This is a genomic window from Neisseria canis, assembly GCF_900636765.1.
Lineage (GTDB): Bacteria > Pseudomonadota > Gammaproteobacteria > Burkholderiales > Neisseriaceae > Neisseria > Neisseria canis.
Map to the genome: position 1 here is coordinate 324,906 of NZ_LR134313.1, position 15,113 is coordinate 340,018.

General features: G+C 53.0%; 18 protein-coding genes. 12 read left to right on the forward strand and 6 right to left on the reverse strand.

Features of this window, described 5'->3' with window-relative positions; translation table 11 throughout:
- Window positions 1–39: 39 nt before the first annotated feature.
- From EL143_RS01550 to EL143_RS01565, 4 genes are all read left to right on the forward strand, one after another.
- Window positions 40–666: a bifunctional 4-hydroxy-2-oxoglutarate aldolase/2-dehydro-3-deoxy-phosphogluconate aldolase gene (locus EL143_RS01550; protein ID WP_085415389.1), complete on the forward strand. Its 627-nt coding sequence runs from the start codon at window positions 40–42 to the stop codon at window positions 664–666.
- Between the two features lie 187 nt (window positions 667–853).
- Window positions 854–1,675 (forward strand): bifunctional DNA-formamidopyrimidine glycosylase/DNA-(apurinic or apyrimidinic site) lyase, encoded by an 822-nt coding sequence (gene mutM, locus EL143_RS01555; protein ID WP_085415390.1) that lies wholly within the window; start codon window positions 854–856, stop codon window positions 1,673–1,675.
- Between the two features lie 177 nt (window positions 1,676–1,852).
- Window positions 1,853–2,656: a lysophospholipid acyltransferase family protein gene (locus EL143_RS01560; protein ID WP_085415391.1), complete on the forward strand. Its 804-nt coding sequence runs from the start codon at window positions 1,853–1,855 to the stop codon at window positions 2,654–2,656.
- 204 nt (window positions 2,657–2,860) lie between these two features.
- A complete protein-coding gene (locus EL143_RS01565; RefSeq protein ID WP_085415392.1) occupies window positions 2,861–3,595 on the forward strand; it encodes a glutathione peroxidase in 735 nt (244 codons plus the stop codon).
- 68 nt (window positions 3,596–3,663) lie between these two features.
- Here the strand turns inward: EL143_RS01565 and EL143_RS12195 are convergent, their stop codons facing one another.
- Window positions 3,664–3,825, reverse strand: a complete 162-nt coding sequence (locus EL143_RS12195; RefSeq protein WP_158087805.1) for a hypothetical protein — start codon at window positions 3,823–3,825, stop codon at window positions 3,664–3,666.
- A 38-nt stretch (window positions 3,826–3,863) separates the two neighbouring features.
- Between EL143_RS12195 and EL143_RS01570 the strand changes: the two genes are divergently transcribed.
- The gene (locus tag EL143_RS01570; protein WP_085415393.1) at window positions 3,864–5,309 is read left to right on the forward strand and encodes a dihydrolipoyl dehydrogenase; all 1,446 of its coding nucleotides are present in this window, start codon (window positions 3,864–3,866) and stop codon (window positions 5,307–5,309) included.
- 86 nt (window positions 5,310–5,395) lie between these two features.
- On the opposite strand, the gene EL143_RS01575 is transcribed toward EL143_RS01570, so the two are convergent.
- A complete protein-coding gene (locus EL143_RS01575) occupies window positions 5,396–6,031 on the reverse strand; it encodes an MBL fold metallo-hydrolase (RefSeq protein WP_085415394.1) in 636 nt (211 codons plus the stop codon).
- An 84-nt stretch (window positions 6,032–6,115) separates the two neighbouring features.
- Here EL143_RS01575 and EL143_RS01580 point away from each other — a divergent pair, with 84 nt between their 5' ends.
- Both EL143_RS01580 and EL143_RS01585 read left to right on the forward strand, forming a co-directional pair.
- Entirely contained in the window at window positions 6,116–6,919 is an 804-nt protein-coding gene (locus EL143_RS01580; RefSeq protein ID WP_085415395.1) for a DNA ligase, read from the forward strand.
- A gap of 52 nt (window positions 6,920–6,971) precedes the next feature.
- Window positions 6,972–7,166, forward strand: a complete 195-nt coding sequence (locus EL143_RS01585) for a hypothetical protein (RefSeq protein ID WP_054618697.1) — start codon at window positions 6,972–6,974, stop codon at window positions 7,164–7,166.
- Between the two features lie 133 nt (window positions 7,167–7,299).
- Here the strand turns inward: EL143_RS01585 and rmuC are convergent, their stop codons facing one another.
- On the reverse strand, window positions 7,300–8,775 hold the full coding sequence (gene rmuC / locus EL143_RS01590) for a DNA recombination protein RmuC (protein ID WP_085415504.1): 1,476 nt from the start codon (window positions 8,773–8,775) through the stop codon (window positions 7,300–7,302).
- A gap of 179 nt (window positions 8,776–8,954) precedes the next feature.
- Between rmuC and dusB the strand changes: the two genes are divergently transcribed.
- From dusB to purH, 3 genes are all read left to right on the forward strand, one after another.
- A complete protein-coding gene (dusB, locus tag EL143_RS01595; protein WP_085415396.1) occupies window positions 8,955–9,947 on the forward strand; it encodes a tRNA dihydrouridine synthase DusB in 993 nt (330 codons plus the stop codon).
- Window positions 9,948–10,054: 107 nt separating this feature from the next.
- Window positions 10,055–10,300 (forward strand): Fis family transcriptional regulator, encoded by a 246-nt coding sequence (locus EL143_RS01600; protein WP_085415397.1) that lies wholly within the window; start codon window positions 10,055–10,057, stop codon window positions 10,298–10,300.
- Between the two features lie 81 nt (window positions 10,301–10,381).
- Entirely contained in the window at window positions 10,382–11,959 is a 1,578-nt protein-coding gene (gene purH / locus EL143_RS01605; protein ID WP_085415398.1) for a bifunctional phosphoribosylaminoimidazolecarboxamide formyltransferase/IMP cyclohydrolase, read from the forward strand.
- 198 nt (window positions 11,960–12,157) lie between these two features.
- Here the strand turns inward: purH and EL143_RS01610 are convergent, their stop codons facing one another.
- Together EL143_RS01610 and EL143_RS01615 are read right to left on the reverse strand one after the other, a co-directional pair.
- Window positions 12,158–12,703 (reverse strand): DNA-3-methyladenine glycosylase I, encoded by a 546-nt coding sequence (locus EL143_RS01610; RefSeq protein WP_085415399.1) that lies wholly within the window; start codon window positions 12,701–12,703, stop codon window positions 12,158–12,160.
- A gap of 119 nt (window positions 12,704–12,822) precedes the next feature.
- Entirely contained in the window at window positions 12,823–13,224 is a 402-nt protein-coding gene (locus EL143_RS01615; protein WP_143824209.1) for a hypothetical protein, read from the reverse strand.
- Between the two features lie 162 nt (window positions 13,225–13,386).
- On the opposite strand from EL143_RS01615, the gene EL143_RS01620 reads away from it, so the two are divergent.
- Window positions 13,387–13,827: a VOC family protein gene (locus EL143_RS01620; protein ID WP_054618704.1), complete on the forward strand. Its 441-nt coding sequence runs from the start codon at window positions 13,387–13,389 to the stop codon at window positions 13,825–13,827.
- 79 nt (window positions 13,828–13,906) lie between these two features.
- Entirely contained in the window at window positions 13,907–14,257 is a 351-nt protein-coding gene (locus EL143_RS01625) for a DUF1801 domain-containing protein (protein WP_054618705.1), read from the forward strand.
- A 74-nt stretch (window positions 14,258–14,331) separates the two neighbouring features.
- Here the strand turns inward: EL143_RS01625 and EL143_RS01630 are convergent, their stop codons facing one another.
- Complete coding sequence (locus EL143_RS01630; RefSeq protein ID WP_085415401.1) at window positions 14,332–15,021, reverse strand: aspartate/glutamate racemase family protein; 690 nt, start codon at window positions 15,019–15,021, stop codon at window positions 14,332–14,334.
- Between the last annotated feature and the right edge of the window lie 92 nt (window positions 15,022–15,113).

Below are 15,113 nucleotides of genomic sequence, written 5' to 3' on the forward strand. Positions count from 1 at the left end.
ACAATGCCTGTCTGAAACCCGTTTCGGAGAAAAACCATTATGAAAAACGCACGCGAAATCCTCAGCGCCGGCGCAGTCGTGCCGGTGATGGCCATTGAAGACTTATCCGCCGCCGTCGATTTAGCGCACGCTTTGGTCGAAGGCGGCATCCCCACGCTTGAAATCACCCTGCGCACCGAACACGGCATCAAAGCCATCGAGCTGATCAAAAAAGAAGTGCCCGACGCCATCGTGGGCGCCGGCACGGTAATCAACGGAGAGCAGCTTAAAGCCGTAGAAAACGCGGGTGCCGAATTCGCCATCAGCCCCGGCTTCAACACCAGCTTTGCCAAAGCCGCCGAGCGCAGCGGCATCGCCGTGATTCCGGGCGTCGCCACGCCGGGCGAACTGATGCTGGCCTTGGAACACGGCATCGACACTTTAAAACTTTTCCCCGCCGAAGTTGTGGGCGGGCGCGCCATGCTCAAAGCCTTGCACGGCCCGTTTCCGCAAGCTAAATTCTGCCCCACCGGCGGCATCACCCCCGAAACCGCGCCCGAATATCTGAAACTGCCCAATGTATTGTGCGTGGGCGGCTCGTGGCTTACCCCCACAAAAGCCGTCGCCGCAAAAGACTGGGCTGCCATAACCCGCTTGGCCGAAGCCGCCGCGGCACTGCGTCCATAAAAAACAGACTGAAAAAATCAAGATCAAAAAATTTATGGGCCATATGCTCAACTGCCGCCCCACCCGAACCCAAACCGGATATAACAGCCATGTTCCGGACAATAGCTTAACCCATTCACGGCCGGCTTGAATTATCAAGCACCCGCACACATAATCCACGCATTACCGTTCACCGCACACCCATATCATGCCCGAGCTACCGGAAGTCGAAACCACCCTACGCGGCGTATCACCGCACATTACCGGCAAAACCGTTGCCTCCGTCGACATCCGCCAGCCCAAACTGCGCTGGCCGGTGCCCGAACATCTGGCCGACACCCTTCACGGCCAGCCCGTTACCCATTGCACACGCCGCGCCAAATACCTGCTCGTCCATTTTCAGACAGGCATTCTGATCATCCACTTAGGCATGTCGGGCAGCCTGCGCATTTTCACACCCAACGCCGCCCCGCCGCCCGGCAAACACGACCATGCCGACATCGCTTTTGCCGACGGCACCATCCTGCGCTACCACGATCCGCGCCGCTTCGGCGCCATCCTCTGGTTTGCCGGCATTGCCGAACACCACCCGCTGCTGTCAAAATGCGGCCCCGAACCGCTTAGCGAAGCATTTAATCCCGAATATCTTTATCAAAGTTTGAAAAAACGCAAATGCGCCGTAAAACTTGCCATCATGGATAACGCATTGGTGGTGGGCGTGGGCAATATTTACGCCAACGAAAGCCTGTTCCGCGCCGCCGTTTCCCCCAAACGGCAGGCCTGCACAGTCAGTAAAAAAGAAGCGGCCGCACTCTGCGGCCACATCAAAAGCGTCTTGCAGCGCGCCATAGACACCGGCGGCAGCACCTTGCGCGATTTTGTCGACAGCGAAGGCAACAGCGGCTATTTCCAACAAGAATACGCCGTTTACGGCCGCCACAACCAAGCCTGCCCGCGCTGCGGCCAACCCATCCGTAAAGAAACCGTAGGCCAGCGCGGCACGTTTTATTGCCCTGGCTGCCAAAAATAATTTCAGACAGGCATCCGATAAATTTTCAGCAGATGCCTGTCTGAAAACAACTTATTGATTTAAAATGAACGCGTCGCATCATCTGCCAAACGTTTAAAATTAAGCAAACCCGCTCTACAAAACGCCCCGAGCTTCCTATAATCCACCCTTGATTATTACGAACACACCACACCAAAAATGTCTTACAAAAAAACACCTTTTCTAAAACGGTTCGGCCGCCTCTGGCGCCTGAGCAAACTCATCATCACCCAAAGCCGCCGGCTTACCCGACCCGAATCCGCCGTTGCCGACACCCGCAACCGCATCATCAGCAACATCAGCAGCGAAATCCTCCACATCCTGAACGTGAAGCTGGAAGTGCGCACGCCGAAACCGCCAACCGGCCACAGCATGCTGGTGGTTGCCAACCACGTTTCATGGCTGGATATTTTTGCCATCAGTGCCCTGTGCCCCAGCGGCTTTATCGCCATGAAAGAAATGCAGTCTTGGCCGATTTTGGGCAAAATCGCCGCCAACGCGGGCACCGTGTTTATCGACCGCAAAAACCGCAAAGACATCAGCCCCATCAACCATGCCATCAGCACCGCCTTGGCCGAAGGGCACAACGTCTGCTTCTTCCCCGAATCCGCCACCTCATCCGGCATCGGCCTGCTGCCGTTTAAAGCCGCGCTGTTTGAATCCGCCATTCAGGCCGATGCCGCCATCCAGCCGATTGCCCTGCGCTATTACGACAACACAGGCAGCCGCACAACCGTGCCCTCTTTCGCCAACGTCAACCTGATTCAATCCGTATGGCGCATCCTGTCTATGGACGAAATGACGGTAACGATGGATTTCGCACCGCCCATCATGCCATCCGAGCATCCCGAAAAAGACCGCTTCGCCCTGAAAGACATGGCTGAAACACTCATCCGCGAGAAAGTTTATGAAGACTCTCCCGGACCGCCGCCGGAAATCGCTGCGCTCAGTAAAGTTCCGTAAACCACATTGAACCGCAGCCCGACAGCCTAATATATTTTAATGATTCGGTTTATCCCAACCGGATATAGTTTTTTATAATAAAGACTATTTGGACTATAAATCAGCCGCCGCTTGCCGGCCGCTTATAATAGTGCCCACAGCTTAAAGCTACACAATATTTTTCTAATCCCATATCAATATATCTATATCTAAAGGAGTATCATAATGGCATTGCAAGACCGTACCGGCCAACAAGTACCGAACGTTGTTTTCCACACCCGCGTAGGCGATTCTTGGAAAGATGTTTCTACCGATGACTTGTTCAAAGGCAAAAAAGTCGTTGTATTCTCCCTACCCGGCGCATTTACCCCCACTTGTTCTTCCACCCACCTGCCGCGCTACAACGAGCTGGCCAAAGCGTTCAAAGAAAACGGCGTTGACAGCATCTTGTGCGTATCCGTAAACGACACTTTCGTTATGAACGCATGGGCTGCCGACGAAGAATCCGACAACATCATCATGGTTCCCGATGGCAACGGCGAGTTCACCGAAGGCATGGGCATGCTGGTTGACAAAGACAACTTAGGCTTCGGCAAACGCTCTTGGCGCTATTCAATGCTGGTAAACGACGGCAAAATCGAAAAAATGTTTATCGAGCCTGAAAAAGAAGGCGACCCCTTCGAAGTTTCAGATGCCGATACCATGCTGAAATATATTGCACCCGATTGGAAAGCCCAAGAATCCATCGCCATTATTACCAAACCCGGCTGCCAATTCTGCGCCAACGCCAAAAAAGTTCTGGAAGACAAAGGCTTGGCTTACGAAGAAATCGTTTTGGGCAAAGATGCCAGCATCGTTTCCGTACGCGCCATTACCGGCAAAGCCACTGCACCGCAAGTATTCATCGGCGGCAAATACATCGGCGGCAGCGAAGATTTGGAAGCTTACCTGGCTAAATAATCCGGTTTGCCAACCGAAATCGAAGTAAAACAAGGGCTGCTCATGCAGCCCTTAATTTAGAATCCTTCCTAAGCTATGCTGATTTGGCTGAGGTAATGTTTATTCAAGCAGCAAAAGCTGAGTTGATCGGCGATAAACACTACCTGAACCCAATCCACCCAAATATACACACATTGTTTTTTATCATTTAACAAGCCGGTTTTCAGACAGGCATTTTTCACAACAACCATCACCATGCTTGTCTGAAAGCCCTCCTGAAAGGAAAACCATGAAACAGATTCAAGCCGATGTTGTGGTAATCGGCGGCGGTACTGCCGGTATGGGCGCATTCCGCAATGCCCGTTTGCATACCGACAATGTTTACCTGATCGAAGGCCATACCTTCGGCACAACCTGCGCCCGCGTGGGCTGCATGCCATCCAAACTGCTGATTGCCGCTGCCGAAGCGCGTCACCATGCCCTGCATACCGATCCTTTCGGCATCCATTTGGATAAAAACAGCGTTACCGTTGATGGCGAAGAGGTTATGCACCGCGTGAAATCCGAGCGCGACCGCTTTGTCGGCTTCGTTGTTGAAGATGTTGAAGCATGGCCTGCCGACAAACGCATCATGGGACATGCCAAATTTATTGACGAACACACCGTTCAAGTTGACCAACACACCCAAATCAAAGCCGACCGCATCGTGATTGCCACCGGCTCGCGTCCTTGGCTGCTTCCCGCATGGCAAACATTGGGCGACCGCCTGATTGTGAATGACGACGTATTTTCTTGGGATACCTTGCCTGAAAGCGTAGCCGTATTCGGCCCCGGCGTAATCGGTTTGGAACTCGGGCAGGCTCTGCACCGCTTAGGCGTGAAAGTCCATATCTTCGGCCCCAACGGCTCTTTGGGCGGCATTTCCGACCCTGTGGTTTTGAAAGAAGCCATAGAGGTGTTCGGCGAGGAGTTAACCATGTCGCTGACAGCCCAAACCGAAGTCAGTCTCAATAAAGAAGGCAATGTGGAAGTAAAATGGCGCGAAGGCGATAAGAGCGGCACTTTTACCGCACAATACCTGCTGGCCGCCGCCGGCCGCAGCCCGAACGTAGACAATATCGGTTTGGAAAACCTCGATATCGTGCTTGACGATCGCGGCGTGCCCAAAGCCCACCCGCTCACCATGCAAACCAGCATCCCGCACATCTTTATCGCAGGCGATGCGTCCAACCAACTGCCTCTGCTGCACGAGGCGAGCGACCAGGGCAAAATCGCCGGCGACAACGCAGGCCGCTATCCCAATATTGAAAACGGCTTACGCCGCAGCATGATCGGCGTGGTCTTTACCAGCCCGCAAATCGCAAGTGTAGGCTTAAGATTTGCCCAAGTGCAGGAGCGCTATAAAAATATGGAATGCGTGGCCATCGGGGAAGTATCGTTCCGCAACCAGGGCCGCAGCCGCGTGATGCTGGTTAACAAAGGCCATATGCGCGTTTATGCCGAACAAGGTTCCGGCCGCTTTATCGGCGCTGAAATCTTCGGCCCGTCGGCAGAACATTTGGCGCACCTTTTGGCTTGGGCGCACCAAGCGAAAATGACCGTTCCGCAAATGTTGGATATGCCTTTCTACCATCCCGTTATCGAGGAAGGCCTGCGCACGGCGCTGCGCGACGTGATGTCCAAACTGAGAACCAGCGAGCAGCACAGCGAATGCAAAGAATGCCCCGGCGATTAATTTGGTTTTTATAAGTCCAAGGGTAAACACAATGCCTGTCTGAAAAAGATTTCAGACAGGCATTGTCTATTCCGGCTTGTTTCGGCTTATCTCAAAAACGGATTGTGCGTTTTTTCATGCCCGATAGTCGTCGTGCGGCCGTGCCCCGGCACCACCAGAGTATCGCCCGGCAGCGTAAACAGCTTGGTTCGGATATTGTGCAGCAAATCCTCATGGTTGCCGCGCGGGAAATCCGTTCGGCCTATGCTTTCGTAAAACAACACATCGCCCGCAATCAAAAGCTTGTCGTCAGGCGCATGAAACACCACATGGCCGGGCGTATGCCCCGGAATATGCAGCACCTCAAAACGGTGTTTGCCCACCGTTAAGCTGTCGTTTTCCTTGAGCCAACGATCAGGCGTAAACGAAGGCGACACAGGGAAGCCGTAATTCGCAGTCACTTCAGGCAGACTTTCCAACAAAAACAAATCATCCTCATGCGGCCCGATAACCGGCAAAGACTTGCGCTCCAGCATATCCACCACACCGCCCACATGGTCGAGATGGCCGTGCGTCAGCCACACGGCCTGCACATTCAGCCCCAGCTTTTCGGCCTCCTCCAGCAAAAACAGCGCATCGCCGCCCACATCAGTAAACACCGCATCGCGGGTTTCCTCATCCCACAAAAGCGTGCAGTTTTGGCGGAAAGGCGTAACAGGCATAATTTGGCATTTTAAAGTCATAACTTCTTTCAGACAGGCATAGTGTGTTTAATTGAAGCAGCGATTATGCCATAATCAAACCACAACCAAAACACGGGGAAAATCATGAAAACCATACTTTACGCGCTGCTCTTAGGCACCGCGGCAAACGCGGGTGCGCAAGATTTATTGTTGGCCAAAACCTTCGAAGGACAAAATCTCAGCGGTTGGGCCATGAGCGAAAAGCTCGACGGCGTTCGCGCTTATTGGAACGGCAAACAGCTTATCAGCCGCCAGGGCTACGCATTCACGCCGCCCCCGAACTTTACGCACAATTTCCCGCCCTACCCGCTTGACGGCGAATTATTCAGCGCACGCGGCCGGTTCGAGCAGATTTCCGCTGCCGTGCGCGCACGGTCGGGCAACTGGCAAAGCATTAAATTCCATGTGTTCGACGTGCCGCGCGCCGAGGGAAATTTGTACCGGCGTCTGCATGTGATGGAAGAGCGGCTGAAAGTTTATCCGGCCAATATCGAAGTGATCACACAGATTCCGGTTCGCGATAATCAGCATGCGCTTGATTTTATGAACCAAATCATCGCGGCAGGCGGCGAAGGCGCGATTGTTCGCGATCCCGCTCTGCCTTACACCGGCGGGCGAAGCAACGGTTTTTTAAAGCTCAAACCCGAACAAGACGCCGAATGCACCGTAACCGCACATCATGAAGGCAAAGGCAAATACGCAGGCAAGCTCGGCGCCATCAGCTGCCGCAACGAATCGGGCGAATTCAGAATCGGCAGCGGCTTTAAAGAGAGTGAACGCAGCAACCCGCCGCCCATCGGCACGCTGGTTACCTACAAACACCGGGGTTACACACAAAAAGGCCTGCCCCGCTTCGCCACATTTCTACGCGTGCGCAGCGACCGATAGGAAATAATATGTTTTTTAAACAATAATTTAGCCATATCCATCCGTACCTGTTATGCAAAAAGAAAAGCAGGCCGCGCTCAAAGCAGCGGCAAAATTGAAAACAAGTAAAGAGGCCAAGCTCAAAGAATGGCGCGACGTGTCGGCGCAGCAGAGTTTCGCCAACGAATTCACCGTGTCTGCCCGCTTGGGCGAGCCGGCTTTCACCCAAGAGCAAGCCGATATGGTGGCCGCTTTGTTCGGCAAGTAGACCATGCCTGTCTGAAAACTCGGCTACGGTTTCGTTATGCCCGCAACAAGCCCGAGCATGGCGGAATCCAAACCGGATTATGAAATGCCTGTCTGAAAAGTGTTTCAGACAGGCATTTTCCAAACCCGCACACTCACGCTTCCCCGCCGCTTCCAACCGCTCCGATTCGAGGCGCTTCCTGCTCCGCCGCTGCCTGCTCGGTGAGGCTTTTCTCCAATTGTTTGCCTGCTTTAATGCCCAGCTTGCGCAGCTTTTCCGCGCGGTTCACCAAATTGCCGCGGCCTTCGTAAAGCTGTTTGTAGGCCGCCTGATATTGGTTTTGCGCCTGTTCGATGTTTTTGCCCACGCTCTCCAGCGTTTGCACGAAGCCGACAAACTTATCGTAAAGTTTGCCGCCCTCTTCCGCTATGGTCAGCGCGTTTTGGTTTTGCTGTTCATTGCGCCACAAATGCGCCACCGTGCACAAAGTGGCCAACAGCGTGCTCGGGCCGGTGAGCATGATGCGCTTGTCGAAACATTCTTGAAACAGGTTGTTGTCATGTTGCAGGGCAAGCAGATACGCAGGCTCGACCGGGATAAACATAAACACAAAATCCAATGTGCTCACACCTTCGATTTCGCTGTATTGCTTGAGTGACAAGCCTTTGATGTGGCTGCGCACGCTGGCGGCATGGGCGGCCAATTCGCGCTCGGCATCTTCTTTCGTTTGCGCCTGAGTGTAGCGCACATAGGCGGTGAGCGACACTTTGGCGTCGATAATCATCTGCTTGCCGTCGGGCAGGTTCACCAACACATCAGGCTGCAAGCGGCGGACGCTGCCGTCTTCTTCCTGGCGGGTGGAAGATGCCTGCACGATATACTCGCGACCCTTTACCAAACCCGAATTTTCCAACACGCTTTCCAATATCATTTCGCCCCAATTGCCCTGAGCCTTGTTTTGCGTGCCCACCAGCGCTTCGGTGAGCGCTTTGGCGTCGATATGCAGCTGGTTATTCAGGGTTTGCAGCCTTTTTAATTCGTTTTCCAGCGTCAGCCGCTCTTTGGTTTCTTTTTCATAAGTGTTCTGAACCAATTGGCTGAAACCGCTGATGCGCTCGTTGAGCGGGTTGAGCAGTTGGTTGAGGTTTTCGCGGTTTTGCTCGGTGAAGCGTTTGGTTTTTTCTTCCAAAATATCGTTGGCAAGCGTTTGGAACTGATGGCTCAGATTGGCGCGCGCATCTTGCAGCAGGGTGATTTTTTCTTCGTGAATGCGCCGCTCCTGCTCCATTTGCGCGTTCAGCCGCTCGTTGCTCACGCGCAAGTCTTCATAATCTTTTTTCAGACAGGCGTAATCGCTTTGCCGCGCCTGCAAATCCTCAATGTGTTGGTTGGCGGCGGCAAGATTGCTTTGCGCCGATTGGTGGGCTTGGCGCAACCCGGCAAGCTCGGCTTCCGCTTCTTCTTTTTCCTGCGCGGCAAAACGGTATTGCTCGGAACGTTCGGCAAGCTGGGTGTGCAGCGCCTGCCGCTCGGTTTGGTAGCGGTGGCGCAGCACCGCCCAAGTCAGCAGAAACACAAACATGCAGGCAGCGGCGGCGGCAATCAGCAGATAAATGAGTTGGTCGGTCATATTGATGCGTGAAAAGCGGAAACAAAGCCGCATGTTAGCAGATTTCGCCTCCATTCTGCCGCCGGCCAAGATAATTTTCAGACAGGCATACAAATACGGCATTCTGTTGCTTGGCTAATTCTGCCTAAAAATTGTACAATTACGTTCCTGATAATAAGCAAAACCACACACCATCTACTATGCTTATCGGCCCCTACCAAACCGAATTTCCGCTCGCTCTGGCGCCGATGGCAGGCATCACCGACAAACCTTTCCGCAACCTTGCCCGCGCATTCGGCGCAGGTTGGGCGGTAAGCGAGATGCTGACCAGCGACCCCTCGCTCAGAAACACCAAAAAAACCCTGCGCCGCAGCGACTATCAAGGCGAAAACGGCGTGATTGCCGTGCAGATTGCCGGCAGCGACCCGGCCCAAATGGCGGAAGCCGCACGTTACAATGTCGAGCAGGGCGCGCAGGTTATCGACATCAACATGGGCTGCCCTGCCAAAAAAGTGTGCAACGTATTGGCCGGCAGCGCCTTGCTGCAAAACGAGCCTTTGGTCGAAGCCATTCTGAATGCCGTGGTGCGCGCGGTGGATGTGCCCGTTACCCTGAAAACCCGTTTGGGCTGGAACGACGACAATAAAAACATCCGCACCGTCGCCCGCATGGCCGAAGATGCCGGCATTGCCGCATTGGCCATCCACGGCAGAACGCGCACCCAAATGTATAAAGGCGAAGCCGAATACGGGCTGATTGCCGAAGTAAAACAGCATACCGGCATCCCGTTGTGGGTCAACGGCGACATTACCAGCCCGCAGAAAGCCGCCACCGTGTTGGCGCAAACCGGCGCCGACGGCGTGATGGTAGGACGCGGCGCGCAAGGCCAGCCTTGGCTGTTTGCCGACATCCGCCATTACCTGCAAACCGGCGGTCTGCCCGCCCCGCTGCCGTTTGGTCAGGCCGCAGCCACCATGCTGGCGCATTTGCAGGCCATGCACGATTTTTACGGAGAAACCGCAGGCGTGCGCATCGCCCGCAAACACATCGGCTGGTACACAGCCCGCCTGCCGCAGGGCGAAGCCTTCCGCAAAGAAGCCAACCGCCTGGAAAGCGCGGCCGCCCAATACGACGCCGCAGCCCGCTTCCTCGAAAGCTGCCCGCTGGAACACTGGCCCGCCGATTACCGATAGAAATTACTGTGCCTGTCTGAAAACACGCCACGCAGCTTCTGCGCAGCCCTACGCTTTTCAGACAGGCATTCCGTCAGACAATATGAATTACTATAAAGGAAAACACCATGCCCGGCAGAGTGCCCGACATCGCCCATACCATCGAACAAAACCTCAACCAATACTTCCGCACGCTCGACGGCGAGCCTGCGCAAGGCGTTTATGATATGGTTATCCTCCAAGTAGAGCAGCCCCTGCTGCGCTGCGTGATGGCACAATGCGGCGGCAACCAATCCAAAGCCGCCGCCGTGCTGGGGCTGAACCGCAATACACTACGCAAAAAACTCATGCTGCACGGATTATTAGAACCATAACAAAGGCCTGTCTGAAAACCTTTATGTTTTCAGGCAGGCTTTTTCATACCAACCCACCGACCTAACCCATAAGGAACCAAAATGGCAACCGTAAAACGTGCCCTCATCAGCCTGTCCGACAAAACAGGCGCCGTAGAATTTGCCCGCGCATTAAGCTCGATGGGCGTTGAAATCCTTTCCACCGGCGGCACCGCCAAGCTGCTGGCCGACGCAGGCCTGCCCGTGATAGAAGTGGCCGACTACACCGGCTTCCCCGAAATGCTCGACGGCCGCGTGAAAACCCTGCACCCGAAAATCCACGGCGGCATTCTCGGCCGCCGCGACTTGGACGAACACGTTGCCAAAATGAAAGAGCACGGCATCGATACCATCGACTTGGTGTGCGTCAACCTCTACCCATTCGCCGCCACCATCGCCAAACCCGGCTGCACATTGGAAGACGCGATTGAAAACATCGACATCGGCGGCCCCACCATGGTGCGCTCCGCCGCCAAAAACTGGAAACACGTCGCCATCATCACCGACAACAGCGACTTCGCCCCAGTAATCGAAGAGCTGCAAAACAACGGCGGCCGGCTGAGCGACAAAACCCGCTTCAACCTCTCGCGCAAAGCCTTCAGCCACACCGCCCAATACGACGGCATGATTTCCAATTACCTCACCAGCGTGTGCGACGAAAAACTCAGCGGCGAGCCGCAAATCAACGAGTTTCCCGCCCAAATCAACCAAAGCTGGATCAAAGTGCAAGAAATGCGCTACGGTGAAAACCCGCACCAGCAAGCCGCGTTCTACCGCGATTTCTACCCCGCTGCCGGCAGCCTTTCCGCCTACACCCAGCTGCAAGGCAAAGAATTGTCCTACAACAACATTGCCGACGCCGATGCCGCATGGGAAGCCGTGAAAGCCTTCGACCAACCCGCCTGCGTGATTGTGAAACACGCCAACCCGTGCGGCGTGGCCGTGGCAAACGACACGCTCACCGCCTACAAACTGGCCTTCGCCACCGACACCACCAGCGCATTCGGCGGCATCATCGCGTTTAACCGCGAAGTGGACGCCGACACGGTAGAAGCCGTAACCGGCCAGTTCCTCGAAGTGTTGATGGCACCCAAGTTTACCGACAAAGCCAAAGAAATCATCGCCGCCAAGAAAAACGTGCGCGTACTCGAAGTGCCGCTGATGGCCGGCGCCAACCGCTTCGAACTCAAACGCGTGGGCGGCGGCCTGTTGGTACAAACCCCCGACATCCACCGCATCAAACGCGACGATTTAAAAGTGGTTTCCAAACGCCAGCCGACAGAACAAGAGTGGCAGGACTTAATGTTTGTGTGGAACGTGGCCAAATTCGTAAAATCCAACGCCATCGTATTCGGTAAAGAAGGCCAAACCTACGGTATCGGCGCCGGCCAGATGAGCCGCGTCGATTCCACCCGCATCGCCGCGCGTAAAGCGCAAGACGGCGGTTTTAACCTCAACGGCGCCTGCGCCGCCTCCGATGCTTTCTTCCCTTTCCGCGACGGCATCGACGTGATTGCGGAACAAGGCATCAAAGCCATCATCCACCCCGGCGGCTCCGTGCGCGACGAAGAGGTGTTTGCCGCTGCCGACGAGCACGGCATCGCCATGGTCCTCACAGGCGTGCGCCACTTCCGCCACTAATGCCCGCATAAACAATGCCTGTCTGAAAACTTTTCAGACAGGCATTTTGTATTGTTGGCAAAGTATGGCAATAAACTTAACAATCAACATATCCGTCATACTCGGGCTTGACCCGAGTATCTTCTCAACTTATCGGAACTCAATATACTCGGGGCAAGCCCGAGTATGACGAGTGTAGTATTTTTAAGTGGATTTACACTATTCCGCCCACTTCGGCTGCCGCTTCAACACCTCCCCATATACCGGACAACTTACCGCATGCGCGCCGGGCAAATACCCCGTGCTCATCAGAAACTCTTTCACAATCTCGCTACCGACAAACTTAAAATGCTTTTTAAACAGCTTCACCCATTCAGACAGGCCTCTCGGGTGATGCGCGTCCAGCCAGTTCTTAAACGAACCGTATTCCTGCTGCAAAGCCAAAATCCGCCCGGCATTATAAATGGCCGCATTGATTTTCAAACGGTTGCGGACAATGCCCGCATCATTCAGCAAACGCCCGCGGTCGGCTTCGGTGTAAGCCGCAACGGCGGCAATGTCAAACCCCGAATAAGCCGAGCGAAACGCCGCCTGCTTACTCAATATCAACGTCCAACTCAACCCGGCCTGATTGATTTCCAATACCAGCCGCCCAAACAATTCATTGTCGTCATCAATCGGAAAGCCGTACGCACAATCGTGATAATGCTTGTTCGGATTATCCGTATCCGGCGGCAGCGAGTTGGCAAAGTCGCAATAAGTCATTTCAGACAGGCCTTTTATATAGACAATGTTATCGACACACAGTAACGACGTGATTAAACCATCATCATAACGATAGGAGGGCATCGTTTATTACGCCCTCCCGATTCTTGAAACAAAGATTAATACGTCGCTTTCTGCCCCAATCCCCTCGACTTGCAATAATCACCGTGATCCGACCATTTGGCGCGCTCGCCTGAAAGGGGGCGGCCGCCGGTCGCATAATTATCACAGGCAGGATCAAAATGTTTGGTGGCAGAATGGTCAGGATAAGGTTTGACAGTCAAATTATCCGTATCGAGATAACTGCATGCGCTTAATAAACACACGCAAAGAGCAGCCGAAAGCCTCTTTGCCGCCGTCGTTTTGGCGGCGGCACACATTGCAGATGCAGAATACAAAAAGGTCTCCAAGCGATTCGCACGGGTAAAGTCCCGATTCGGATTGCCGCCCTTATCCTCAACCGGAGAAAGGTTTCCCGAAATGCGTTCTGATTCTTGCACCTTATTTTGCCGCATCATCAAGCTCCTGCGCTAAATTTGTCAAATCCGATTAACTGGAAAGTAGTTGCATGCATTTTCTTCATGCGTCGTCGTGACCTTAAAAAATCTCTACTTGTCTTTGATGTTTTTTTTATGATAATTAAGAACAGTTAACTTATACAAAACTCAAATTAGGAGAAGACCATGAACCAAAAAGTAAAAAATCTGCTAAAAATAAGCAAATTAACACCTGTTGTTGCGGTGGAAAATGTACAGAAAACTGCCGAATTTTATACCAAACATTTAGGTTTCCAGTTGGCTTTTGCCGTTCCCAATCACGATGCGGTGGAGCAACTCTTTGAAAATGGCAAAGAATATCGTTATGCAATGCTGAAATCAGGGGAATTAGAGATAGCATTTCAGCGACTAGATACTTTTCAAAACGATATTCATTTTGCTAAAAATCAGCCTATTGGGGCTTCGGTCTCTTTTTATATGGATGTTGATAATATCGAAGATTTATACAATCGGTTAAAGTCTGAAAATTTGGAAATTACCGAACTGAAAACTACTTGGTATGGAGTTCTCGAATTTTATCTAAAAGACCTAAACGGATACACCTTGGGATTTGCCCAACCAGCTTAAAATCAATCCAATGAATTTCGTGTTATTAGTTGAATTTAAGAACAATTAATTTATACAAAACTCAAATCAGGAGAAAACCATGAACCCAAAAGTAAACAATCTACTGAATGACTGGAAAATTGCTAATCCCGCCTTGTATGAAATTGTCAATAGTGTGCGCACGAGAATATTGCAACTGGCAGGTACAGTAGACGAAGAAGTGAAATATGGCGGTATTCTGTTTGCCGCACCTGAACCGTTTTGCGGCATTTTTGTTTATAAGCAACATGTATCTGTGGAATTGAGTCATGGCGCCGAGATAGTAGACCCACACGGTTTATTAGAAGGAAAAGGCAAAGGCCGTCGTCATTTGAAATTACATACGCTTGAAGACGTAGAAAATAAGTATTTGACGGATTACTTACGATTGGCGCAAAAAGCAGCAGAATAAGTGGAATACCGCCTTTTTGTTCGCAGGATTTACGTTTTTATACCGATTTATGATGGCCCTGCTGCAAAACAAGTTCACCCCAACGCAAAATCCACCGCCGCCAGCGCATGGATTTCTGCGCTGTCAAACACGGGAATCGGACAATCCTGCCGCTTGAGCAAAAGTCCGATTTCGGTGCAGCCGAATATCACGCCTTGCGCGCCCTGCTCTTTCAGACAGGCAATGATGTCGAGGTAAGCGCGCTTGGCAGCCGGCTCAAAGCGGTTTAGGCACAGCTCCTCGAAAATGATGCGGTGGATGGCGTGCTGCTGCGTATCTGCGGGCACCAATGTTTCAATACCGTGTTGTTTCATGCGCTCGGTATAAAAACCGTCGCTCATGGTGAAACGTGTGCCGAGCAGGCCGACGGTGTTCAACCCTTGCGCTTTAACGGCTTCGGCGGTGGCATCCACCACATGCAGCAAAGGGATACCGACTGCGCTTTGTATGGCGTCGGCAATTTTGTGCATGGTATTGGTGGCCAACACCAACACATCCGCCCCCATACTTTCGAGTTTACGCGCGCTTGCCGCCAAAATTCGACCGGCGCCCGCCCAATCGCCTGCTTTTTGCAGGCGCACAACGGTTTCAAAATCAATGCTGTGCATCACGATGTCGGCGCTGTGGTTGCCGCCCAAGCGCGCGTTGGTTTCTCGGTTGATGATTTGGTAATACGACACGGTGCTTTCAGGGCTCATGCCGCCGATGATGCCTATGGTTTTCATGATATGCCGCCGGATGGTTTTTCAGACAGGCATTCGTCTCAAATGAAGCTTGATGCCTGTCTGAAAAATATGAATAAGTGTAGGGCGGGTAT